Annotated in this window: 19 protein-coding genes; 16 read left to right on the top strand and 3 right to left on the bottom strand. The window is 64.6% G+C overall.

Going from position 1 to position 22,479, the window contains the following annotated elements; all coding sequences use genetic code 11:
• Positions 1-143: 143 nt before the first annotated feature.
• The 8 genes from ACM42_RS28625 (at position 144) to ACM42_RS28590 (ending at position 12,612) form a co-directional block, all read left to right on the top strand.
• Positions 144-1,835 carry a peptide ABC transporter substrate-binding protein gene (locus ACM42_RS28625; protein ID WP_271530983.1) on the top strand — a complete coding sequence of 564 codons (1,692 nt, stop codon included), beginning with the start codon at positions 144-146 and terminating at the stop codon, positions 1,833-1,835.
• 27 nt (positions 1,836-1,862) lie between these two features.
• Positions 1,863-2,813, top strand: coding sequence for an ABC transporter permease (locus ACM42_RS28620; protein ID WP_271530982.1), 951 nt, complete (start codon positions 1,863-1,865; stop codon positions 2,811-2,813).
• A gap of 2 nt (positions 2,814-2,815) precedes the next feature.
• The gene (locus ACM42_RS28615) at positions 2,816-3,691 is read left to right on the top strand and encodes an ABC transporter permease (protein WP_035672065.1); all 876 of its coding nucleotides are present in this window, start codon (positions 2,816-2,818) and stop codon (positions 3,689-3,691) included.
• A gap of 40 nt (positions 3,692-3,731) precedes the next feature.
• Positions 3,732-5,060, top strand: a complete 1,329-nt coding sequence (locus tag ACM42_RS28610; RefSeq protein WP_271530981.1) for an NAD(P)/FAD-dependent oxidoreductase — start codon at positions 3,732-3,734, stop codon at positions 5,058-5,060.
• Between the two features lie 7 nt (positions 5,061-5,067).
• On the top strand, positions 5,068-5,994 hold the full coding sequence (locus ACM42_RS28605) for a 2-hydroxyacid dehydrogenase (RefSeq protein WP_271530980.1): 927 nt from the start codon (positions 5,068-5,070) through the stop codon (positions 5,992-5,994).
• A 200-nt stretch (positions 5,995-6,194) separates the two neighbouring features.
• Positions 6,195-8,063, top strand: a complete 1,869-nt coding sequence (locus tag ACM42_RS28600; RefSeq protein ID WP_271530979.1) for an ABC transporter ATP-binding protein — start codon at positions 6,195-6,197, stop codon at positions 8,061-8,063.
• A 343-nt stretch (positions 8,064-8,406) separates the two neighbouring features.
• On the top strand, positions 8,407-8,922 hold the full coding sequence (locus ACM42_RS28595; RefSeq protein WP_271530978.1) for a hypothetical protein: 516 nt from the start codon (positions 8,407-8,409) through the stop codon (positions 8,920-8,922).
• A 315-nt stretch (positions 8,923-9,237) separates the two neighbouring features.
• A complete protein-coding gene (locus ACM42_RS28590; RefSeq protein ID WP_271530977.1) occupies positions 9,238-12,612 on the top strand; it encodes an adenylate/guanylate cyclase domain-containing protein in 3,375 nt (1,124 codons plus the stop codon).
• A 3-nt stretch (positions 12,613-12,615) separates the two neighbouring features.
• On the opposite strand, the gene ACM42_RS28585 is transcribed toward ACM42_RS28590, so the two are convergent.
• The gene (locus ACM42_RS28585; protein WP_271530976.1) at positions 12,616-13,839 is read right to left on the bottom strand and encodes a polyhydroxyalkanoate depolymerase; all 1,224 of its coding nucleotides are present in this window, start codon (positions 13,837-13,839) and stop codon (positions 12,616-12,618) included.
• Positions 13,840-13,995: 156 nt separating this feature from the next.
• Between ACM42_RS28585 and ACM42_RS28580 the strand changes: the two genes are divergently transcribed.
• Positions 13,996-14,652 (top strand): glutathione S-transferase family protein, encoded by a 657-nt coding sequence (locus tag ACM42_RS28580; RefSeq protein WP_271530975.1) that lies wholly within the window; start codon positions 13,996-13,998, stop codon positions 14,650-14,652.
• A gap of 271 nt (positions 14,653-14,923) precedes the next feature.
• On the opposite strand, the gene ACM42_RS28575 is transcribed toward ACM42_RS28580, so the two are convergent.
• Positions 14,924-15,148: a hypothetical protein gene (locus ACM42_RS28575; protein ID WP_024339451.1), complete on the bottom strand. Its 225-nt coding sequence runs from the start codon at positions 15,146-15,148 to the stop codon at positions 14,924-14,926.
• A gap of 184 nt (positions 15,149-15,332) precedes the next feature.
• Here ACM42_RS28575 and ACM42_RS28570 point away from each other — a divergent pair, with 184 nt between their 5' ends.
• Positions 15,333-15,689, top strand: coding sequence for a hypothetical protein (locus ACM42_RS28570; RefSeq protein WP_271530974.1), 357 nt, complete (start codon positions 15,333-15,335; stop codon positions 15,687-15,689).
• A 9-nt stretch (positions 15,690-15,698) separates the two neighbouring features.
• Here the strand turns inward: ACM42_RS28570 and ACM42_RS28565 are convergent, their stop codons facing one another.
• Complete coding sequence (locus tag ACM42_RS28565) at positions 15,699-16,802, bottom strand: mandelate racemase/muconate lactonizing enzyme family protein (RefSeq protein WP_271530973.1); 1,104 nt, start codon at positions 16,800-16,802, stop codon at positions 15,699-15,701.
• A 172-nt stretch (positions 16,803-16,974) separates the two neighbouring features.
• On the opposite strand from ACM42_RS28565, the gene ACM42_RS28560 reads away from it, so the two are divergent.
• From ACM42_RS28560 to ACM42_RS28535, 6 genes are all read left to right on the top strand, one after another.
• Complete coding sequence (locus ACM42_RS28560; RefSeq protein WP_271530972.1) at positions 16,975-17,820, top strand: AraC family transcriptional regulator; 846 nt, start codon at positions 16,975-16,977, stop codon at positions 17,818-17,820.
• 242 nt (positions 17,821-18,062) lie between these two features.
• Complete coding sequence (locus tag ACM42_RS28555) at positions 18,063-19,001, top strand: SMP-30/gluconolactonase/LRE family protein (RefSeq protein WP_271530971.1); 939 nt, start codon at positions 18,063-18,065, stop codon at positions 18,999-19,001.
• Between the two features lie 178 nt (positions 19,002-19,179).
• Complete coding sequence (locus tag ACM42_RS28550; RefSeq protein WP_271530970.1) at positions 19,180-19,773, top strand: GNAT family N-acetyltransferase; 594 nt, start codon at positions 19,180-19,182, stop codon at positions 19,771-19,773.
• Positions 19,774-19,789: 16 nt separating this feature from the next.
• Positions 19,790-21,436 (top strand): GMC family oxidoreductase, encoded by a 1,647-nt coding sequence (locus ACM42_RS28545; RefSeq protein WP_271530969.1) that lies wholly within the window; start codon positions 19,790-19,792, stop codon positions 21,434-21,436.
• 103 nt (positions 21,437-21,539) lie between these two features.
• Positions 21,540-21,797 (top strand): BrnT family toxin, encoded by a 258-nt coding sequence (locus tag ACM42_RS28540; protein WP_271530968.1) that lies wholly within the window; start codon positions 21,540-21,542, stop codon positions 21,795-21,797.
• Positions 21,784-22,077 (top strand): BrnA antitoxin family protein, encoded by a 294-nt coding sequence (locus ACM42_RS28535; protein WP_271530967.1) that lies wholly within the window; start codon positions 21,784-21,786, stop codon positions 22,075-22,077. Before ACM42_RS28540 ends, ACM42_RS28535 begins: the two co-directional genes overlap by 14 nt.
• Positions 22,078-22,479 lie beyond the last annotated feature (402 nt).

Genomic DNA, 22,479 nt, shown 5'->3' with positions numbered 1-22,479 from the left:
ACTAGCAATCCGATTGACAGTTGTATTTAGTCGTGATGAAATTTTGGCACAATAATTTAGAAGCACTAAAGCCCACTCCTGTCCCTTTGCCGGGGTCTCGGGGGCGCGGGAGACGGTGCCGCGTGCGACAACGGAGAGTGGTCATGGCAGGCGACACCGGCAAGCTCGGCGTTGGGGCACTGCATCTCGGCATTCCGAATCGCCGTCAATTCTTCCAGCTCGGCGCGGGGGCCGCGGCGGGATGGACGCTTTCAGGCAGCGCCTTCGCGCAGACCGAACGACCCACCAATCCGCCGGACAAGCCGCGCGGTCAGGTGATCGCGGCGCTGTCGCAGGAGCCGACCGTCTTTCATCCGTTGATGCCGGGCATCGAGGTCGACCAGGGCGTCTGGTGGCAGGTGTTCTCGCTGCTCTGGTTCATCGATCCCGCCGGCAATTTCGTTCCCGACCTCGCTCGCGAAGTCCCGACCATCGAGAATGGCGGCCTGTCGGCCGATGGCCTGACCTGGAAGATAAAGCTGCGCAACGACGTGAAATGGCATGACGGCACGCCGTTCACGGCCGAGGACGTGAAATTCTCGCTCGAGCTGATCAACGATCCCAATTTCCGCGCGCGCAGCCGCGTCGGCCACAGCCTCGTCAAAGACATCAAGGTCGTGGCGCCTGACGAGATCCATTGGCGCATGGAAGCGCCCTATTCGCCCTACATGTCGATCCTGGGATCGCTGACCTTCATCGTGCCGAAGCACATCCTGGAGAAGGTGTCCGATCCGAACGCCTCGCCGTTCCACAATGCACCCGTCGGCACCGGGCCGTTCCGCTGGGGCGAGCGCGTGCCCGGCGACCACATATTGCTCAATGCTCACACCGGCTATCACGGCAAGGGTCCTTACGTCGAACGCGTGGTCTTCAAGTACATTCCCGACCTCACCGTGCTCTACACTCAGTTCCGCACCGGCCAGGTCGATTACACCGGCCTGCAAGGCATCTTGCCGAACTTCGTGCAGGAGGCGAAGACGCTGAAGGGCCGCAAGGTCTTCGTCTCCTCGACCTCTTCGGTGGAGCATATCGCGCCCAATCTGGAGTTCGGTCCCTTCGCCGACCGCGCCGTGCGCGAGGCGCTCTACCTCGCCATCAACAAGCAGGCGATCATCGATGCGCTCTATTACGGCCTGCCGACGCAGACCGAGAGCTTCGTGCCGCAGCAGGCCTGGTCGTTTCAGCAGGGCCTGCCGCAGCACAAATACGATCCCGCCAAGGCCAATGCGCTGCTCGATGCGGCCGGATGGGTCCGCGGCGCCGGTGGCGTGCGCGAAAAGGGCGGCGTCAAGCTCGAATTCACCAACTCGACGACGTCGGGCAACGCGGTGCGTGAGCAGACCCAGCAGCTGCTGATCCAGGACTGGCGCGCGATCGGCGCTGCGATGCGCGTCAACAACATGCCGGCGGCCGTGATCTGGGGCGAGTTCTGGCAGCAGTCGAAGTTCAACTCGGTTCTGGTGTCGGTGAACTTCATGCTGGGCAGCGACCCCGACGTGACGCCGCGCTTCGGCTCCGGCGCCATTCCCGCCAAGGGCGGCCGCGGCTACAACACCTATCAGTACAAGAACCCGGAGGCCGATCGCCTGCTCGCCGACGGCGCCAGGCAGTTCGATCTCGCCCAGCGCAAGACGACCTATGGCGAGCTGCAAAAGCTGATCCGCAACGATCTCGCCATCCTGCCGCTGTTCCAGGGCTTCATCGCCGAAGGCGTGAAGGAAGGGCTGCAAGGCTTTCGCCCCAACATCAATACCTCGATCAACTGCTGGAACATCCGCGAATGGTACTGGGCTTGATGTCTCAGGCCCGCTGGATCGCCTGAGATGGCCCGTTACGTCGTCAACCGCCTGGCGCAGGCGATCATGCTGCTGGTGATCGTCTCGGCGATCGGCTTTGCCATCCTGCATCTGGCGCCCGGCGGTCCGCTGTCGCAGTTCGCCGTCTCCGGACAGATGACGCAGGAGGATCTCGACCGCGTCACCAGGCAGCTCGGGCTCGATCGCCCGTTGCCGATCCAATATCTCGACTGGTTCGGCCGCATGGTACGGGGCGACTGGGGGCGCTCCTATCGCGACGGCGAGGCGGTGCTGTCGGTGATCTCCTCGCATCTCGGCGCCACGCTGGAGCTGATGGCGACGGCGACCATCATCGCGGTGCTGCTCGGCTGCTGGATCGGTATCCTCGGTGCGCTGCGGCGCTATTCGCTGTTCGACACGCTGGCCACCGTCGGCGCCATGGTCGCGCTGTCGATCCCGACCTTCTGGTTCGGCCTCGTCACCATCTACGTCTTCTCGGTGAAGCTCGGCTGGCTGCCGGCCGGCAACAGGCAGACCATCGGCGACGGTTCCTTCCTCGACCTGCTGCATCATCTGATCGCGCCGGCAATGGTTCTGGCGCTGGTCGAAACCGCGATGTGGGGCCGCTTCATGCGCTCCTCCATGCTCGAGGTCATCAACCAGGACTACATCCGCACGGCGCGCGCCAAGGGCATGCCGGAATGGCGCATTCTCACGGTGCACGCGCTTCGCAACGCGCTGTTGCCGATGATCACGGTGGCTGGCCTGCAGTTTCCGACGCTGCTCGGCGGAGCGCTGGTCGCCGAGACCGTGTTCACCTGGCCCGGTATGGGCCGGCTGTTCCTCGATTCCATCGGCTATCGCGACTATCCCGTGGTGATGGGCATCCTGATGTTCTCGGCGACGATGGTGCTGATCGGCTCCCTGCTCGCCGACATCCTCTATGCCGTCGTCGATCCGCGCATCCGGGTGGGCTAGCGATGACGGCTGCGACCATCTCCACCGTTCAGCTCGCGCCCGGCCAGGCCGCGTGGCGTCGTTTTCGGCGCCACCGTCTCGCGCTCGCGGGCGCGGTGATCATCCTCGTTCTCGTCCTCGGTTCGGCGCTCGGCCCTTATCTGCTGCCGTTCGACGACACCTATATCGACATCATGAAGCGGTTCGCGCCGCCGCTGTCGGGCGCGCATATCCTCGGCACCGACGAGCTCGGTCGCGACGTGCTGGCGCGGCTGATGATGGGCGGTCGCGTCTCGCTGTCGATCGGCATCGTCGCGATGGTGATCGCGATGGCGGTCGGAATCGCCGTCGGCGCCTTCGCCGGCTTCTATGGCGGCGTGGTCGGTGCGGTCCTGATGCGGCTTGTCGATGCCGTGCTGTGCTTTCCGACGATCTTCCTCCTGCTGGCGCTGGCCGCGCTCACTGAGCCCGGCCTGGTCACCACCACCGTGCTAATCGCGGCGACGGCCTGGATGGCCGTCGCCCGCGTCGTCGAGGCCCAGGTGCGGTCGCTGCGGGAACGTGAGTTTGCGGTCGCCGCGCTTGCCTTCGGCTCGTCGAACCTGCGGATCATGTTCCGCGAGCTCGTGCCCAATGCGATCGCGCCTATCGTGGTGGCGGCGACGCTGAACGTGGCGAAAGCGATCCTGCTCGAATCCTATGTCAGCTATCTCGGCTACGGCATCCAGCCGCCGGCGGCGAGCTGGGGCAACATGCTCAACAACGCGCAGATCTATCTCACCAGCGCGCCGTGGCTTGCGATCGCGCCGGGCCTCGCCATCACGCTGGCTGTCACCAGCTTCAACTTCCTCGGCGACGGCCTGCGCGATGCGCTCGACCCGCGAATGAACATCCCATGACGAGCCAGGTCTCGTTCGAACTGAAGTCCAGGAGTGTCCCATGTCCCCGCCGCTCAACCGTATCAACAGCGATGAACGCCTGCCGGCGCAGATGGACGTCGTCGTCATCGGCGGCGGCGTCATCGGCGTCTCCTCGGCCTATCATCTGGCGAAGAAGGGCCTCTCCGTCGCCCTGGTCGAGAAGGGCCATGTCGGCGGCGAGCAGTCGAGCCGCAATTGGGGCTGGTGCCGCCAGCAGGGTCGCGCCCGCGAGGAGATTCCGCTCGCGCGCGAGGCGCTGCGGCTGTGGGAAGACATGCAGAACGACGCCGGCGTCGATGCCGGCTTCCGCCGCACTGGCGTCTTGTTCCTGACCAAGAACAAGGACGAGCTTGCGAGCTGGGAGCGCTGGGCGGCGGTCGCACGCGAGATGCAGGTGCACTCAACCGTGCTGACGCCGGCCGAGGTCGCCGAGCGCATGCCCGGCAATACCGACACATGGGTCGGCGGCCTGCACACGCCGAGCGATGGCCGCGCGGAGCCGTCGATGGCGGTGCCGGCACTTGCGACCGCGGCACGCAAGCACGGCGTCACCATCCACCAGGGCTGCGCCGCGCGCGGGCTGGAGACGCAAGGGGGGCGCGTCAGCGCCGTCGTCACCGAGAAGGGCACGATCCGCACGCAGGCCGTGCTGCTGTCGGGCGGCGCATGGTCGTCACTGTTCTGCCGCCGCCATGGCATCGAGCTTCCGATCGGCCTCGTCAACGCCACCGCGTGCCGGACCACGCCGGGACCGGAGATCACGTCAGGCGCGCTCGGCACCGATTTCTACTGCATCCGTCGCCGCCTCGACGGCGGCTTCACGCTGGCGCTGCGCAACCGCGGCACGGTCGAGCTGTCGCCGGACCTGTTGCGTTACGCCTGGACCTTCTGGCCGACCTATTTGCATCGTCGCGAGGGATTGAAGATGTCGTTCGGCAAGTCGTTTTTCGACCAGCTCATGCGCGGCACGAATTGGAGCTTCGACAAGCCGTCGCCGTTCGAGGCCGAGCGCGTGCGCGATCCCGCACCCGACATGTCGCTGGTCAATTCGGCGCTGGCTGCGCTGATCAAGTCGAATCCGGAATTGAAGGACATCGAGATCGCGGAAGCCTGGGGTGGCACGATCGACTGCACGCCGGATACGATCCCCGTGATCTCGGCGGTCGATGCGCTGCCGGGCTTCTTCCTCGCCACCGGCTTCTCAGGCCACGGTTTCGGCATCGGCCCCGCGGCCGGCAAGCTCGCCGCCGACATCGTGACCGGCGCGACGCCGCTGGTCGATCCCGCCGCCTACAGCCACAAGCGCATGATCGACGGCCGGCGGCTCGCGCCGGTCAGCCCGTTCTGAGGGCGGCATGACGGTTCTCTACAAGGCCAACATGGTTCGCGGTGCCGAGTGGGCGCGCCTCTTCGCGGAGCGCGCGCCCGACGTGCCGTTCCGGCTCTGGCCCGACATCGGCAATCCTGCCGATGTCCGCCATCTGGTGGCGTGGGTGCCGCCGGATGAGATCGCGACGACCTTTCCCAACCTCGAACTGGTCTTCTCGGTCGGAGCGGGCGTCGATCAGTTCGATACCACGAAAGTTCCGGCGCATATTCCGTTGGTCCGCATGTTGGAGCCCGGCATCGCCGAGACCATGGTCGAATACGTCAGCATGGCGGTGCTCGCGCTGCATCGCGATCTCCTGGATTTCATCAATCAGCAGAAGCAGCAGGTCTGGCGCGAGATCCGCATCACGCCGGCGAAGCGGCGGCGTGTCGGTGTGATGGGGCTCGGCCAACTCGGCCAGGCCGTGCTCGAGCGGCTGAAGGCGTTCAGCTTTCCGCTATCAGGGTGGAATCGTTCGCCGCGCGAGATCGAAGGCGTCACCTGTTATGCGGGCGCAGAAGCGCTGCCCGAATTCCTTGCGCAGGCCGACATTCTCATCTGCCTATTGCCTCTCACCGACGAGACGCGCGGCATCCTGAACGCAGACTTGTTCGCGCGCTTGCCGCGCGGGGCGGGGCTCGTCAATGTCGGCCGCGGTCCGCATCTCATTGAGGCTGATTTCCTCGCGGCGCTCGACAGCGGCGCGTTGTCCGGCGCGGTGCTCGACGTCACCGATCCCGAGCCGCTTCCGCCAGGCCATCCGTTCTGGAGCCACCCGCGCATCCTGCTGACGCCGCACAATGCCAGCATGACGACGCCCGACACCGCCGTCGATTTCGTACTCGACGTCATCGCCCGTCACCGCCGCGGCGAGGAGCTGCCGGGGCTGGTTGACCGCACGCGTGGATATTGAGGCGCGATGACGATGGGAACGTTGGTGCAGCTACGGGCGCAGTTTACCTCTCCCGCTTGCGGGAGAGGTCGGCGCGCAGCGCCGGGAGAGGGCTCTCTCCTCTTGGGGGTTCTCGCTTGCGGCGACACCCTCTCCCCAACCCTCCCCCGCAAGCGGGGGAGGGGGCGCACCTTCTCCCCGGCAGGTGGCGGGGGCCTCGCATGAGCATCGTGGCAAACATGTCGAACCAAGCCTCCGCCAACGCACAGTCTCCCGTGCTCTCGGTCTCCGGCCTCACCACCTCCTTCATGCTCGAGCGGCAATGGATACCCGTCGTCCGCAACATCTCGTTCGATATCGCGCCGCGCGAGACCGTGGCGATCGTCGGAGAGTCCGGCTCGGGCAAGAGCGTCACCGCGCTCTCGATCATGCGGCTGATTCCCCAGGAGATCGGTCGCGTCGAGGGCCGCGTCATGTTGGCTGGCCGAGATCTGCTCGCGCTGCCCGAGGCGGGCATGACCAGCATTCGCGGCAATGACGTCGCCATGATCTTCCAGGAGCCGATGACGAGCCTCAATCCGGTGCTCACCATCGGCTTCCAGATCGCGGAGGCGCTGATCCAGCATCGCGGCCTGTCGCGCGCCGCCGCCGAGGCGGAAACCATCCGCCTGCTCGATCGCGTCCGCATCCCCGCGGCGAAATCCCGCTTCCACGAGCATCCGCATCGCTTCTCCGGCGGCATGCGCCAGCGCGTGATGATCGCGATGGCGCTGGCCTGCAGGCCAAGGCTATTGATCGCGGACGAGCCGACCACCGCGCTCGACGTCACCATCCAGGCCCAGATCCTCGAGTTGTTGAAGGAGCTGCAGCAGGAGGAGGGGATGTCGATCCTCTTCATCACCCACGACATGGGTGTCGTCGCCGAGATCGCTGATCGGACCGTGGTGATGTATGGCGGGCAGGCGGTGGAGATCGACGCGACCCCGCGCATCTTCGCCGCACCCTCGCATCCCTACACAAGCGCGCTGCTGGCGGCCGTGCCACGTCTCGGCTCGATGGACGGACGGACGCGGCCGATGCGGTTTCCGATCGTCGACAAGGTGACGGGGACTTCGGACGAGCCGGTGGAGACGCCCGACACCGTTTCGACGGCCGAGCGGCCGTTGCTGGAAGTCTCGGGCCTCACCACGCGTTTCCCCATCCGCTCCGGATTGTTCGGCAAGGTCTCGGGTCGCGTCCACGCGGTCGAGGACGTCTCTTTCACCTTGCGCGCCGGCGAGACGCTGGCGCTGGTCGGCGAATCCGGCTGCGGCAAGTCGACCACGGGCCGCTCGATCCTGAGGCTGCTCGAGCCGGACAGCGGGACGGTCCTGGTCGACGGCGAGAACGTGCTGGCCATGAACGGCCGAGCTCTACGCGATTTTCGCAAGCGGATGCAGATCGTGTTTCAGGACCCGTTCGCGAGCCTCAATCCGCGCATGTCGGTGGGAACGGCGATCGCGGCTCCGCTGCTCGCCAACGGCCTTGCCACGGCTGCGCAGGCCCGCGACAAGGTCGCCGACCTGCTCGTGCGCGTCGGCCTGACCGCCGACATGGCGGCGCGCTTCCCGCATGAGTTCTCCGGCGGCCAGCGGCAGCGCATCTGCATCGCGCGTGCGCTCGCGCTCGGGCCGAAGCTGATCGTCGCGGACGAAGCCGTCTCCGCGCTCGACGTCTCGGTCAAGGCCCAGGTCGTCAATCTGATGCTCGATCTTCAGGCCAGCATGGGCCTCGCCTATCTCTTCATCTCCCACGACATCGCGGTGGTCGAGCGCATGAGCCACCGCGTCGCGGTGATGTATCTCGGCGAGATCGTCGAGATCGGCCCGCGCGCCTCGGTGTTCGGCGATCCGCAGCATCCTTATACGAAGAAGCTGATGGCAGCCGTGCCGGTGCCCGATCCGTCGCGTCGCGGAGTCCGGCGTGAGGCCTCGAACGACGAGATCAGAAGCCCGGTGCGCGCGCCGGATTATCAGCCTCCGCTGCGGCAGTATCGCGAAGTGTCGCCGGGCCACGTCGTCCAGGTGTGGGGTGAGGAATGGTCGGCCTGACTGCGTGCTTCACGCGTCCTCCGGAAATCGTGACCGGATGGAGCGACAGGAAACAGCGGTATGTGAACCGCTTCATACTCCATCACTCTCTTTCTGAACTACCACTCCCGCAAGAAATTGCCGCACCCGGACCTAATTGACGAACGCGGGTGAGATGCAATGCCTGCGCAGCCGCGTGCTCGCAGCTTTGGATTGGCTCCTCGTCTTGCTCACGAGCAAGCCAGCCCCATCACTCAGCACACATTTTTCAGAAATTGGAATCGAGGACATCGAGAAACGCGTCCAGGCAGCTTCTATTTGGGGTCAGCCAGTAGGCTGCCAATTACTCAGAAGGAGCCCCCCAATGAAGACTAGCAGCGCAATTTCCAACGCATTCTCTCTCAAAAGGCACGTCGGCAGTTTTCGGATCGCCCGTTCCAGTCTGATCAAGTCGGCCCATATCCTTGAAAGGATTGGGCTGGCGGCCGTTGGGGCCTCTTGCGGCCTCTATGTCGGTGCAACCCTGTTGCGTGAGAAAGGCGGACTGTTTGAAAGCGGCTGGATTGTGCTCCTGACAATGCTCTATGGAGCTATTAGTTGTTATGTCGGAATTGATTTGTCTGGCAATGTCGCACGGAAGCCGACATCGAGCATCTCGGAAGAATGGACCGGCTCCGAGTCGGCCGAGATCATGAGTGCGGCCGGAACGTTCGGCGCGGCCATTGCCGCAACTCTGTCGGTCAGCATCCTTGTCCTTGATCAGAATCTGCCTAACGGCCTGATAGGCTTTGTCGCCGGCTGTTGGGTGGTTGGTTCTTCGCTTCAGGTTGCGGCGGGCACGATGGCTCGCAGCCACGAAGCGTCCACGAACGAGCAATGAAGGAAGTGCGCTCGCGGAAAAACGTCCGCTTGGCATCGTATGTGAGCGAGGGCCGCAGTGTCGGTTCGGCTTCTGGTCTGGAGGGAGTCGTGACGACTCATCGCAACCTCTGCCGTCCAACGCTGCGTGCCAGCGATGTTTGGTAGCGCAGCCGTTCGCTTCGAGCAGTGTCCCGGCCGAAACCTTATCGGTATCTTGTAACCTAAATTTTCGCAGAGCAAACAAGGCGTGCCATCATAGTGGCGTTGGGATATTGTCCCCGCGCGGTCGTGGTCCAAGATTCTGCTAACTGCCAGCCAAAACATCGGTGGTGCCATGCAGATCGCGGAGTGGCTCGAGAAGCTGGGGCTTGGGCAATACGTGGAGCGTTTTGTCCAAAATGGTATCGACGTGGGCGTCCTCCCCGAACTGATGGACGAGGACTTTGACAAGCTCGGAGTCCTCCTCGGTCATCGCCGCAAAATGCTGCGTGCCATTGCCGACCTCGATCCAGCCGCGTTGATCGCGTCGCCGGCTCCTCCTCATGACGCCGAGCGGCGCCACCTCACCGTTATGTTTTGCGATCTGGTCGGCTCGACTGCGCTCTCGGCGCGTCTCGATCCCGAGGACATGTGGGAAGTGATCCGGGCCTATCGCGCCGCATGCGCGCACGTCATTGCCGCTTATGACGGCAGGATAGCCAGGTTCGTCGGTGACGGGATACTCGTCTATTTCGGATATCCGCGCGCCCACGAAGATGATGCGGAACGCGCAGTGCGGGCGGGCCTCGACATTATCTCCGCGATTCGCCAGCTCAAGACGGGCGCCGGCGAACGGGTTGAGCTGCGGATCGCAATTGCGACCGGGCTTGTGGTGGTTGGCGATCTCATCAGCGGTGATGCGTCGGAGGAGCACGCAACCGTCGGCGATACGCCAAACCTCGCTGCTCGGCTCCAAAGCCTGGCTGAACCGGGGGTGGTCGTCGTTGCGTCGTCGACGCGCCGGCTGCTTGGGGATCTCTTCACCTTTCGCAATCTCGGCCGCCGCGAAGTCAGGGGAATAGGCGAACCCATCGCGGTGTGGGCGGTGGAAGGAGCGACCGCATCCGAGAGCCGCTTCGAGGCGGTCCGGGCCGCGCACTCGATCGGCTTTGTCGGCCGCAAGGACGAGATCGAATTCATTCTCGCGCGCCAGCGTGAGGCATGGCAGGGCAAGGGCCAGATCGTATTGATTTCCGGCGAAGCGGGCATCGGCAAGTCGCGCATTGTCGCAACGCTGTCCGAAAGCCCTTCGTTGGGGACACACCGTCGGGTGCGATATCAGTGTTCGCCTTACCACACCAACAGTGCGCTTCATCCCTTTGTCGCGCAGCTCGAGCGCGCCGCCGGAATCCGCTCGCACGACACGCCAGAACAAAAGCTCGGTAAGCTCGAGGCAATGCTGGCGCTTGGAACCCAGCAGGTCGCCCGGGCAACACCGCTCATTGCGGCGCTGCTTTCGATTCCAACCGGCGACCATTGCCCGCCCCTTGGCTTGAGCGCGGCGCAGCAGCGGCGACAGACATTTGCCGCCCTGCTCGATCAGCTCGAGGGGTTGGCGCGAGATCAGCCTCTGCTGATCATCTGCGAGGATTTGCATTGGGCCGATGCCACGACACTTGAACTGTTCGATCTCGCGGTCGATCGGATCAGGGCACTGCCGATACTCGTGCTCATGACATCCCGGCCGGAGTTCGAGCCTTCCTGGTCGGGCCTTGCCAACGTCGGTCTATTGCGGCTCGACCGGCTCGATCGGCAGGACACGCGCGCGCTGGTCGAACAGGTGGTTGTCGGTCGCCAGCTGCCACGCGAGATGATGAAGCAGATCATCGACAAGACGGATGGCGTCCCGCTATTCGTCGAGGAGTTGACCAAGATGGTGCTGGAGTCCGGCCTGCTCGTCGAGGATGCCGGGCGCTATCGCCTGAATAGTCCGCTTCCGCCGCTTGCTATTCCCGCCACGCTGCAAGACTCGCTGATGGCGCGGCTCGACCGGCTCGCTCCAGTCAAGGAGGTGGCGCAGATCGGCGCCGCCATCGGCCGCGACTTCTCATACGCGCTGCTGAAATACGTGGCGGGACGCGATGATCTGACGCTGAGCAATGCGCTGGGACAGCTCGAAGAGGCCGAACTGCTGCTTCGCCGCGGGGCGCCGCCCGAAGCTAACTATAGTTTCAAGCACGCCCTTGTTCAGGAAGCGGCCTACGAGAGCCTGCTCAAGAGCAAACGGCAGCTGCTTCACACGCGAATTGGCGATGTCCTGCGCGAGAAGTTTCCAGTCGTCGCCGAGACCGAGCCGGAGGTTCTCGCCCACCACTTCACTGAAGCGGGGCTGAACGAGGTCGCGCTCGAATGGTGGCGCAAGGCGGGCCAGCAGGCGCTGAAGCGCTCTGCCTATTCCGAGGCGATCGCGCATCTCGGCAAGGCCGTTGCGACCGTCGATCAGTTGCCTGACGAGCCCCGCCGGATGATGAGCAGGCTGCATCTTCAAATCGCATATGGCCGTGCCTTGCGGGGCAGCCTCGGCCACAGCGCTCCCGAAACGGTCGCGGCATGGACGCGTGCGCGCCAGTTCGCAGCGGGCATCGATGATCCCGTTGAACTTGCGCCGGTGCATTCGGGGCTCTTCAATGCCTGCCTGACCCACGGCGAACTCGCTCCGATGCGTGAGCTGGCGGATGCCATCAGGAGCGCCGCTGACCGACGACCGGACTCGCCGGTTGCCGCCGTCGTCGCCCGTTGGACGGGCGGCGTCACCTGCTGGTTCGAGGGCGATTACTTGAATGCGAGAACGCATCTCGAGCAGGCGCTGGCGATCTATGGTGCCGAACCGGATCCCGCGACCTTCAGGGCTTCTGCGCTGGATCTGCCGTTCGTGATCATGAGATTTCTTGCGCTGGTGCTCTGGCCGCTCGGTAGCATCGCTCGTGCGCGCAAGCTCGCCGCGGAAGCGGTGGGTGCTCCGGGAGAAAAGCGGGCGCTGTCCCAGGCCAATGCGCTGGTTCATCGCGCTGTGTTCGACGGGGTATGCGGCGGCATGTTGCAGCAAACAGAGACGATCCTGGCGCTCGGTCTCGCGCGCGACCACACGATGCCGCTGTACGTGGCCGCGGGCACCTACCTGAACGGCCTCGCCAAGTGGCGTGCCGGCGACCGAATGGCCGGACTGGCGGACATGCGTCACGGCTGGACCTTCCTGCACGAGAACGATTGCTACCTCTGCGAACCGTTCTGGGGGATGCATGTTGTCCTGGCGAATGCAGAGGTAGGCGAAGTCGAGACCGGGCTGGAAATCCTGGACGAATTGATCGCCGGGACGGGACAATCCGGCCAGCATTGGCTTGATGCCGAGCTGCATCGTGTCCGCGGTAAACTTTTGTCGCGCCATGACCCTTCGGACGAATCCAGTTCCGAAGACGCCCTCAAGCGAGCGCTGGACATCGCGCGACGCCAGCAGGCCAGGACTTTCGAGCTACGCAGCGCCCTTGAACTTGCACGCCTGTACAAGACAAATGGCCGAGCGGGTGCGATATCCGAAGTGCTCGCTCCCGTACTCGCTGAATTCGAGGCGGAACGAAATCTTCCGGAATTCGTGGAAGCGAAAGAGCTGCTCAAGCAAGAGCATGAGGCACGTGCCGTTGCCCCTGGCCGACAGTCGTTTGGGCAGAGATGACGGTCACGAATTGACGTGCACGAAATCGCGCAGCAGCGGGTAGATCTCGTTGTTCCAGCGCTTGCCGGAGAACACGCCGTAATGGCCGACGCCGGCCTGCATGTGGTGGACGCGCCGATAGGCGCGCACGCCGGTGCATAGGTCCTGGGCGGCGAGGGTCTGGCCGATCGAACAGATGTCGTCCTTCTCGCCCTCGACCGTCATCAGGCCCATGCGGCTGACGGCCTTGGTGTTCACCGGGCGGCCGCGATGCATCAGCTTGCCCTGCGGCAGGAGGTGCTCCTGGAACACGTCGCGCACCGTCTCGATGTAGAACTCAGCCGGCAGGTCCATCACCGCGAAATATTCGTCGTAGAACGTCTTGATGGTCGCGGCCTTGTCCTTCTCGCCCTTGGCGATGTGGTTGGCGAGGTCGAGATGCTGCTTGATGTGACGCTCGAGATTCATCGAGACGAAGGCCGTGAGCTGCACGAAGCCCGGATAGACCTTGCGCAAGGCGCCGCGGCATTGCACCGGCACGTAGTTGATCAGGTTCTGCTCGAACCAATCGATCGGCTTGCTCTTGGCGAACTCGTTGACCCTGGTCGGCTGGATGCGTGTGTCGATCGGCCCCGCCATCAGCGTCAGCGTCGCCGGGCGTGACGGATGGTTGCCCTCGCACATCACGGCGGCGGCCGCGAGCGCCGAGACCGACGGCTGGCAGATCGCCACCATGTGCGGGCGCGGGCCGAGCTGGCCCAGGAAGTCGATGAGATGATCGGTGTAGTCGTCGAGCCCGAACCGGCCTTCGCTGCGCGGGATGTCGCGCGGATTGTGCCAGTCGGTGATGTAGACGTCGTGGTCCTGCAGCAGCGTCTTCACGGTGCCGCGCAAGAGCGTCGCGAAATGGCCGGACATCGGCGCCACCAGCAGCATGCGCGGCTGCTCCGCCACGCCATGCTTCTTGAAGTGCAGCAGCGAGCCGAACGGCGTCGCGTACGCGATCTCCTCGGTGACGGCGATCTCGCGGTTGCCCACCATGACGCTGTCGATGCCGTAGGCCGGCCGGTCATAGGTGAGGGTGGAGCGCGAGATCAGCTCCAGCGCGGCCGACAGCCGGCCGACGACCTGATCCGACATGCCCTGCGGCACCAGGTTGAGGAATTTGAGCGCCGACGAAGCCCCCGCGCGCCATGGCGCCGTCAGGTCCATGTGGTTTTGAAAGGCCTGATAAAACATCGACATCATGCTGAAACGCCCATCCCGTCCCGTGCTGCTATGCAATAAGGACGCCAGACGGCGGTCGCGCCGTCGCAGAATTGGCACGTCGCTTGCTGCTCAGACCCATGGAAAGTTCAGGCCTCGGGCACGTCCGGGCTGATGTCGGGACCAGGGAAGGGCCATATGGCGAAGGCGACACTGACCATCAGCAGCAAGAACTACTCGTCCTGGTCGCTGCGTGGCTGGCTGCTGACGAAATTCTCCGGGCTCGATTTCGAGGAGATCGTCACCGCGCCGGACGATCCGTCGGCACGCGCCGAGATTTTGCTGCTGTCGTCGTCGATCCTGGTGCCGTGCCTGCGGCACGAGGGCGCCGTGGTCTGGGATACGCTGGCGATTGCCGAATATCTCGCCGAGCTGATGCCGGACGCCGGCCTGTTGCCGGCCGACCGCATCCAGCGCGCCCATTGCCGCTCGATCTCAGGCGAAATCCATTCCGGCTTCACCACGCTGCGCGCCTCGCTGCCGGTCAACCTGAAGGGACACTTTCCCGGCTTCAAGATCTGGTCGCGGGCGCAGGCCGACATCGACCGCGTCTCGTTCATCTGGCGCGACTGCCTGGAGAAATCGGGCGGCCCCTTCCTGTTCGGCGCGCAGCGCACCATGGCGGATGCGATGTACGCCCCGGTGGTGACGCGCTTTGTGACCTATGACGTCAAGCTCGAGCCGCGCCTGAAGGCCTATGCCGATACCATCATGGCCATGCCGGAGATGCAGGAATGGATCGCTGCGGCGCGGGAGGAGCCAGCCGAGATCGAGGAGCTCGAGGTCGAATATTAGGCAGGTGTTGCGCCGCCTTGCCTGTTTCGGGGGCGGAGCGGCGGCCTCACAGCGATGCCTTTGCCGCGATTAACCTTTGGCGTCGGAGACAGGCCGAGCCCATCCCGCGTGCTGCGCAGATATTGTGCGCGCCCGCAGCGTCGCATCGACATCTAGCCGTGAACAGGCGCGTACACGGCCTTTCGGCTGATTCGGACGTGATTCGTTCGGGCCGCGTTCCGAAGGTTAAAGCGGAGCGCGGCGCCGTCGCATTTTGAAACAGAAACCGCTCTCAGGCGGCCCCGCGCTGCTTCACGCGTGGCAGGCGCCAGCCGATGACGGTTGCTTCGACCGCGATGCCGGCCTCGTGGTTCTGCCAGCGTCCCTCGACGTAGCGGCAGGCGAACGGCAGTTGATATGTTCCGCTGTGATCTTCGCAGAGCACTTCGAGTGGCAGGCCCGGCGGTGGTTCTCCGGCTCCGTCGAACTCCGCCAAACGTCTGTCGCGCGTTGCCATTCCAAAAATCTCCCCTAAACAAAGCCGCGGAAAGAGCGCCCACTTCTTCCGCGTGCGGATCATCGTTCCCCATCCCAGGGAACTGACGCAAGCTCAACGCGAGAATGCGGTACGAGTGTGGTAGCGTCACGCTGCGGCGCGCAAACAGCGCACATTGCCGTGATCGATTGGACGAGGAACCTGCATGCTGCTTCGAAACGCCGGCATTTGTTTCGCGATGTTGCTGCTCGCAGCGCTGGCGCCTCTGGCGGTGCACGCGCAGGACGTGCCCGGCATCGAGATATGCACCGTCGAGAAGACCATGGAGCGTCGCACCAGCTGCCTGCAGAGCAATGTCGATTTCCTGCAGAAGACGATCACCAAGCTCGCCCTCGATCACCAGCAGAAGCTGGATGCCGCCAATCGCCAGATCGACGCGTTGAAGGCGAGCCTCGCCGGCTTGCAGAAGACGCTCGGCGAGCTTCAGGCCGCGCAGGCGAAGACCGCCGAGGATCTGAAGAGGAAGCAGGACGCGCCGCCGCCCAAGGACGCCGCGAAATAAGCGCGCCGTTCACGCGACGCGATAGCGCTCCATCACGGCGCGGTCAGGCTCGTAGCCAAGCCCGGGGCCTGTCGGCACCGCGACATGGCCGGCGGCATCGACATCGGCGCGTCCGCCCCAGAGACAGGCCTCGCGCTTGAGATAGAACATCTCGACCAGCCCGTCGTCGCGCGTCGCGAGCAGATGCAGCGTCGCCAGCAGGCCGGGGCCGAAATAAGGGGAGTGCGGGACGATCTTGACGCCGAGCCGATCGGCGAGCGTCGCGACCTTCAGGAATTCCGTGATGCCTCCGACCTTGATGACCGAGGGCTGGGCGTGGCTGACCGCGCCCGCCTCGATCATCTGGCGGAATTGATATTCGGTGCAGGCATTCTCGCCGGCGGCGATGTCGAGCCCGCCCTTGCTGCGGACGTCGGCAAGCGTGGCGAAGTCTTCCGGCGGCCAGACCGGCTCCTCCAGAAACATCGGCTGCGCCTCCCGGCATGTTTTCGCAAACGCGATCGCCTGCTCGCCCGTCAGGGGACAGTTCATGTCGACCATCAGCGGAATGGCTGGCCCGATCGCCTCGCGCGCGGCGAACACTGCCGGCGCCGTGGTCTCGTGCAGCTTGATCGCGCCATAGCCGAGCGCGAGCGCCTTCCTGCATTCGGCAGCGATGTTGTCGGGCGAGCCGATCCGCAAGAGGCTCGCGTAAGCCGGAATGGCCGTGCGCCTGATCTCGCCCAGCAGGCGATGCACCGGCACGCCTTTGACCTTCGCAGCCAGGTCCCACAATGCGATATCCAGTCCGGAGATCGCGAACATGGTGATGCCGTAGCGGCCGAACAGATGCAGATTGCGCTGGATCTGTTCCATCACCGCGGGAATGCCGGCAGCATCGGGCACCTTCAGCCCGCGGGCCTGCGGCGCGATCATCTCCTCGACGGCGCTGCGCGTGGTGCGCGGGCAGACATAGGCGAAGGCATCGCCCCAGCCGGTCAGCCCGGAATCGGTCGTGACCTCGACGAGGACCATGTCGAGCGCGGAAATCGCGGAAGCACCCTGGCGGAAGCTTGCGACACCGGCGTCATAGGGGATGCGGATATGGTGCGCCCGCACATCGGTGATTTCCATGACCCGGTTCCTCTTTCTCGTGAGCGGTTTCAACGAGTGTAGCCACGAACAGCAGGGCGTTGCCAGTGACGATTGCCGGGCTATCCTCATGCGAAGGACAGCAATGCCGATCAAGCAGAGCGGCAGGGATCGGCGCATCATCGCCGCGCTTCGAACGAGAGCCTGAACCGCCATGAATCCAGCCCAGCGCGCGCTCTGGTATATCGAGAGCCATCTGGCCGAGCCGATGACGCTCGACGAGATCGCGGCGATCTCGGGCGTGTCGCGGTTCCACATCGTGCGTGCGTTCGCCGCAGCCACCGGTCTGCCGGTGATGCGGTACGTGCGCGCGCGGCGGCTGACGGAGGCGGCGCGCAGTCTGGCAAAGGGCGCACCCGACATCCTGTCGCTGGCGCTGGAGGCGGATTACGGCTCGCACGAAGCCTTCACCCGCGCGTTCCGCGACCATTTCGGCACCACGCCCGAAGCGGTGAGGGCGGCAACGTGCGTGAGCCAGCTCAAGCTTCAGGAGCCGATCCTCATGAATTCCACCATGCTCGACCATCTTGCCCCACCGCGCTTCGAGACGGCAAAGGCCTTCCTGGTCGCCGGCCCCGCCGAGCGCATCTCCTGCGACAACGGCGCCATGATCCCCGGTCTTTGGCAACGCTTCCATCAGGAGATCGCCGACATCCCCGCGCGGGTCGGCCAAGGAAAAAATCAAGTCGCCTACGGCGTCTGCTGCAACGGCGATGACGCGGGCAATTTCGACTACATCGCGGGGGTCGAAGTCGCCGATTTCTCCGACCTGCCGCGCCGCTTCGGCCGCATCCGCATTCCCGAGCAGCGCTATGCCGTGTTCACGCATACCGAGCACGTCGCTTCGATCCGGCGCACCGTGAACACGATCTGGAATCAGTGGCTGCCGGCATCCGGCCTCAGAGCCGCGGACGCGCCGAATTTCGAGCGCTACGACGAGACGTTCGATCCTGCAACCGGCAATGGCGGTTTCGAGATCTGGCTGCCGGTGAGGGAATAGCATGATCCGGACCCGAAGGGCCGCGTTGGCGCAAAGTGTGCAGTCGGTTTCCGAAAGGATCATGCTCAAGCGATGACGCAAGGCGCGATGACCCTCATCGCGCTTTGCAGCGCAACGCTGGCATACCGTCCCGCTTGCTTGGCAAGCCTTGGCGACTTTGTCATAACCGCAGGCAAATCTTGCCTGCGGAGCCCGTGCCGGACATCCCGTGCAAGCCATAACAAGCAGCCGGGAGGGTCCCAATGTCGAATGCCACGGCCAACATCCGCGTTCTCGCCACCGATCTCGAATTTCCCGAAGGGCCGGTCGTGATGCCCGACGGCTCGGTGGTGCTGGTGGAGATCCGCGGCCAGCGTCTGACGCGCGTCTATCCCGACGGACGCAAGGAGATCGTCGCCAGGATTCCGGGCGGTCCGAACGGCGCAGCGCTCGGCCCCGACGGCAAGATGTACATCTGCAACAATGGCGGCTTCTCCTGGATCCCGACCCGCAACATGATCATGCCGGGACCGCAGCCCGACGATTATCTCGGCGGCTCGATCCAGCGCGTCGATCTGCAATCCGGTAAGGTCGAGACCGTCGTGAGCAAATGCGGCGCGCACGATCTGCGCGGGCCGAACGACCTCGTCTTCGACAGGCAGGGCGGCCTCTGGTTCTCCGATCTCGGCAAGCGCCGCGCGCGCGAGATGGACGTCGGCGGCATGTATTACCTCAAGCCCGGCATGAGCGAGATCGCGGAGGTCGTGCACGGGATCCTGCCGGCCAACGGCATCGGGCTGTCGCCGGACGAGAACACCGTCTACATCGCGGAGACGCCGACGGGGCGGCTCTGGGCCTATGAGCTCTCCGCGCCAGGCACGCTCAAGCCGCGCGACGTGATCTATCGCGGCGAGCGGGGAAAACCGATCTGCGGCCTCGGTGGCTACCAGATGTTCGATTCGCTCGCGGTGGAGGCGAGCGGCAATGTCTGCGTCGCCACCCTCGTCTCCGGCTGCATCTCGGTGATCGCGCCCGACGGGACCCTGGTCGAGCAGGTGCCGACCGGCGACCGCGTCACCACCAACATCGCCTTCGGCGGCCCCGAGCTGAAGACCGCCTACATCACCCTGTCCGGCAAGGGCGAACTGATCGCCATGGACTGGCCGCGCGGCGGATTGCCGTTGAATTTCTTGAACAAGTGAGAATGTGTTGAGCCGGCATTCTGAACGTGCTGTACAAATTCTCCCGTCATTCCGGGATGCGTGCGCAAGCCCGCTAGGCCCGGAATCCATAACCCCGGCTCGTGTTTATGGATTCCGGGCTCGCCGCTTCGCGTCGCCCCGGAATGACGATCAGTCGATTTCTTGGAGATAACCTCAAATGCCCTGGCCCGATCCCATCACCCTGCGCGGACAGCACGCCCGTCTCGAGCCGCTGTCGCATCAGCATCGCGAGGGTCTGGTCGAGGCCGTCAGGGACGGCGAACTATTCAAGCTCTGGTACACGGCGGTCCCGACGCCTGAGGGCATGGCGAAGGAGATCGACCGCCGCCTCGGCCTGCAGTCCGCGGGCTCGATGCTGCCGTTCACCGTGTTCGATGCCGCCGGCGGGATCGTCGGCATGACCACCTACATGAACATCGATGCGGCCAACCGCCGCGTCGAGATCGGCTCGACCTGGTACGCCAAGGGCGCGCAGCGCGGCCCGCTCAACACGCAGTGCAAGCTTTTGCTGCTGCGCCACGCCTTCGAGACGCTGGACTGCATCGCGGTCGAGTTCCGTACCCATTTCTTCAACCACCAGAGCCGCCGCGCCATCGAGCGCCTGGGCGCCAAGCAGGACGGCATCCTGCGCAGCCACCAGATCGCGCCGAACGGCACGCTGCGCGACACCGTGGTCTACAGCATCACCGCCGCCGAATGGCCGACGGTGCAGGCGCATCTGGAATTTCAACTCAACGACAAGCCGCGCTAGGGGCGGTCGAGGCACCATGGACAGATTTGACTATGTGATCGTCGGCGCGGGCTCCGCCGGTTGCGTGCTCGCCAGCCGGCTGAGCGAAGATCCCAACACCAGCGTCTGCGTGCTCGAGGCGGGCCCGAGGGATTGGCACCCCTACATCCATTTGCCGGCGGGCTTCATCAAGACCTTCCACATGAAGAGCATCAACTGGGCCTATCAGCAGGAGCCGGGGCCCTGGACCGGCGGGCGCAGCATCTACGCGCCGCGCGGCAAGACGCTCGGCGGCTCGTCCTCCATCAACGGCCACATCTACAATCGCGGCCAGCGCATGGATTTCGACACCTGGGCGCAGATGGGCAATCGCGGCTGGGGCTATGCCGACGTGCTGCCGTACTTCCGGCGGCTGGAGAAGCGGGTCGGTGAGGGCGAGGCGCTCTATCGCGGCCGGGAGGGCAGCCTCACGGTCACGACGATGGACTGGCGCGACCCGCTCTGCGAGGCCTTCATGGAGGGCGCGGTCTCGCTCGGCATTCCCCGCAACCCCGATTATAACGGCAAGACGCAGGAAGGCGTCTCCTACTGTCAGCGCACCATCAACAACGGCCTGCGCGTTTCGGCCGCGACCGCGTTCCTCAAGCCGGCGATGAAGCGGCCGAACGTGCATGTGCACACCCATGCGCACGCGACCGAGATCATCTTCGAGGGCAAGCGCGCCGTCGGCGTGCGCTACATGAAGGGCGGCCGCGGCGGTCATCCTGTCGAGGTGCGCGCCAACAAGGAGGTGATCCTCTCCGGCGGCAGCTATAATTCGCCGCAGCTCTTGCAGCTCTCGGGCATCGGCTCGCCGGATCTGTTGCAGCAGCACGGCATCCAGGTGCGCCACGCGCTGCCGGTCGGCGAGGGCCTGCAGGACCATTACGCCCCGCGCACGGTGGCTCGGGTGAAGGACATCAAGACCATCAACGAGCTCCGCCGCGGCCTCTCGCTGTGGATCGAGGCGCTGAAATGGGCGACGGCGCGCCGCGGCCTGCTGTCGCTGTCACCGACCATGGTCTATTGCTTCTGGCATTCCGGCGAGAGCGCGGACAGCTCCGATCTCCAGCTCACCTTCACGCCGGCGAGCTACAAGGAAGGCGTGCAGGGCCAGCTCGAGGACGAGCCTGGCATGACGGTGGCCTCCTGGCAGCAGCGTCCCGAGAGCCGCGGCTATGTCCGCATCCGCTCCTCTGATCCGTTCGCGCCGCCGATCATCCAGACCAACTATCTCGACGCCGAGCTCGACCGCCGCGTCGTCGTCGGCGGCATGAAGCTCGCGCGCCGTCTGCTGAAGAGCGCACCGCTGTCGCCCTACTACGCCTACGAGGATTTCCCCGGCCCGAACGTCAATACCGACGACGAATTCTTAGCAGCCGCCACCGAGCGCGGCACCACCACCTTCCACCCCGGCTGCACCTGCCGCATGGGCCCGGCGGACTCGACCTGGGCCGTCGTCGACGACCAGCTCCGCGTCCACGGCCTCGAAGGCCTCCGCGTCATCGACGCCTCGGTCATGCCGCGCATGATCTCGGCGAATTTGAATGCATCAACGATGATGATCGCCGACCGCGCCTCGGACCTGATCCGCGGCAAGGTGCCGATGGAAGCCGCGCGCATTCCGGACGCCGCGGTGGCGTGAAGCTGCGCGTCGTGAGCTCCATTGATGCTAGCCAACTGGTGGTCTCATATTTTGTAGCTACAGGATGTTGACGTTGGACTAAATCGTAGCTACATTATGTCGGATGAAAATTGTCTGGGATGAACCGAAGCGGCTCGCCAATCTCGACAAGCACGGGCTGGACTTCGCCGATCTCGACGAGTCATTCTTCGACAACGCGCTGGTTGTCCCCTCGCACAAGAGCAAACGATGGGTCGCGATCGGCGTGAACATTCGCGGCGTCATCGTTGTCGTGTTCGCCCGGCTGGGGCGAGAGGGTGTCAGCATCATCAGCATGCGGCCCGCGAGTCGTAGCGAAAGGAAACTCTATGCCGAGCGCTAGGAAGAAATCTGGCTATACCAAGAGAGATCTGCTTGCGGTCAGCGACAATCCTGAACTGACAAAGGCGGATTTCGCCAAGGCCCGGCCGTTCTCTGAAGTCTTTCCCGATCTCAGCGCATCCATCCGGAAAGGGCGCGGTCCGAACAAGGCGCCGACGAAGAAGCTCGTCTCGTTGCGTCTAAGCCCGGAGGTTGTCGAGCATTTCAAGTCGACCGGGCCGGGCTGGCAATCGCGGATCGATGAGACCTTGCGCAAGGCGGTCAAGCGCAAGGCCTCGTGACGGTCAATCTGGGCGACGCGGAGCTGTCCGGGGCTTGAGGCGCCGAACGACTGGTCATTCTTGTCCCGTCGGGCAAAACACCCCGCACCTCGTCAACCCCTCTCCGCAAAAATATTCCACTTTACCGAAATTCGGAATTACGGCATAGATCGAAACAGCCCGGCCCGAAGAAGAGGGGCGGTTCGCGAGTCGTTCGAAACGCGGGCCGGGTTGCGGTGGACGCGGCAGCGTCGGGCGCGAGAGGCGTGGGCAGGGCGGATTGCTCTCCGTGAGCCCCAGGCTTCGTGTAGACGGACGGCGCTGTCAGGTTCGTCTCGCCAGCAAGTTTCCGGCTCCGTCGACGGGGCTGGAAAAACTGCGGCGAGCAAGCGAGCCGTGCGTACGGCAAAACCGTGTGGTCCC

It is taken from the genome of Bradyrhizobium sp. CCBAU 25338, assembly GCF_028128965.1.
Lineage (GTDB): Bacteria > Pseudomonadota > Alphaproteobacteria > Rhizobiales > Xanthobacteraceae > Bradyrhizobium > Bradyrhizobium liaoningense.
Note: the sequence above shows the minus strand (reverse complement) of the source record. Positions and strands in the feature narration are given on the sequence as shown.

Coding starts and splice junctions, on each gene's coding strand:
- ACM42_RS28540 (WP_271530968.1), top strand. CDS start 21,540: ATGAAAATTGTCTGGGATGAACCGAAGCGGCTCGCCAATCTCGACAAG.
- ACM42_RS28600 (WP_271530979.1), top strand. CDS start 6,195: ATGAGCATCGTGGCAAACATGTCGAACCAAGCCTCCGCCAACGCACAG.
- ACM42_RS28610 (WP_271530981.1), top strand. CDS start 3,732: ATGTCCCCGCCGCTCAACCGTATCAACAGCGATGAACGCCTGCCGGCG.
- ACM42_RS28615 (WP_035672065.1), top strand. CDS start 2,816: ATGACGGCTGCGACCATCTCCACCGTTCAGCTCGCGCCCGGCCAGGCC.
- ACM42_RS28565 (WP_271530973.1), bottom strand. CDS start 16,802: ATGGAAATCACCGATGTGCGGGCGCACCATATCCGCATCCCCTATGAC.
- ACM42_RS28625 (WP_271530983.1), top strand. CDS start 144: ATGGCAGGCGACACCGGCAAGCTCGGCGTTGGGGCACTGCATCTCGGC.
- ACM42_RS28535 (WP_271530967.1), top strand. CDS start 21,784: ATGCCGAGCGCTAGGAAGAAATCTGGCTATACCAAGAGAGATCTGCTT.
- ACM42_RS28550 (WP_271530970.1), top strand. CDS start 19,180: ATGCCCTGGCCCGATCCCATCACCCTGCGCGGACAGCACGCCCGTCTC.
- ACM42_RS28590 (WP_271530977.1), top strand. CDS start 9,238: ATGCAGATCGCGGAGTGGCTCGAGAAGCTGGGGCTTGGGCAATACGTG.
- ACM42_RS28560 (WP_271530972.1), top strand. CDS start 16,975: ATGAATCCAGCCCAGCGCGCGCTCTGGTATATCGAGAGCCATCTGGCC.
- ACM42_RS28575 (WP_024339451.1), bottom strand. CDS start 15,148: ATGGCAACGCGCGACAGACGTTTGGCGGAGTTCGACGGAGCCGGAGAA.
- ACM42_RS28585 (WP_271530976.1), bottom strand. CDS start 13,839: ATGATGTCGATGTTTTATCAGGCCTTTCAAAACCACATGGACCTGACG.
- ACM42_RS28555 (WP_271530971.1), top strand. CDS start 18,063: ATGTCGAATGCCACGGCCAACATCCGCGTTCTCGCCACCGATCTCGAA.
- ACM42_RS28595 (WP_271530978.1), top strand. CDS start 8,407: ATGAAGACTAGCAGCGCAATTTCCAACGCATTCTCTCTCAAAAGGCAC.
- ACM42_RS28605 (WP_271530980.1), top strand. CDS start 5,068: ATGACGGTTCTCTACAAGGCCAACATGGTTCGCGGTGCCGAGTGGGCG.
- ACM42_RS28580 (WP_271530975.1), top strand. CDS start 13,996: ATGGCGAAGGCGACACTGACCATCAGCAGCAAGAACTACTCGTCCTGG.
- ACM42_RS28620 (WP_271530982.1), top strand. CDS start 1,863: ATGGCCCGTTACGTCGTCAACCGCCTGGCGCAGGCGATCATGCTGCTG.
- ACM42_RS28545 (WP_271530969.1), top strand. CDS start 19,790: ATGGACAGATTTGACTATGTGATCGTCGGCGCGGGCTCCGCCGGTTGC.
- ACM42_RS28570 (WP_271530974.1), top strand. CDS start 15,333: ATGCTGCTTCGAAACGCCGGCATTTGTTTCGCGATGTTGCTGCTCGCA.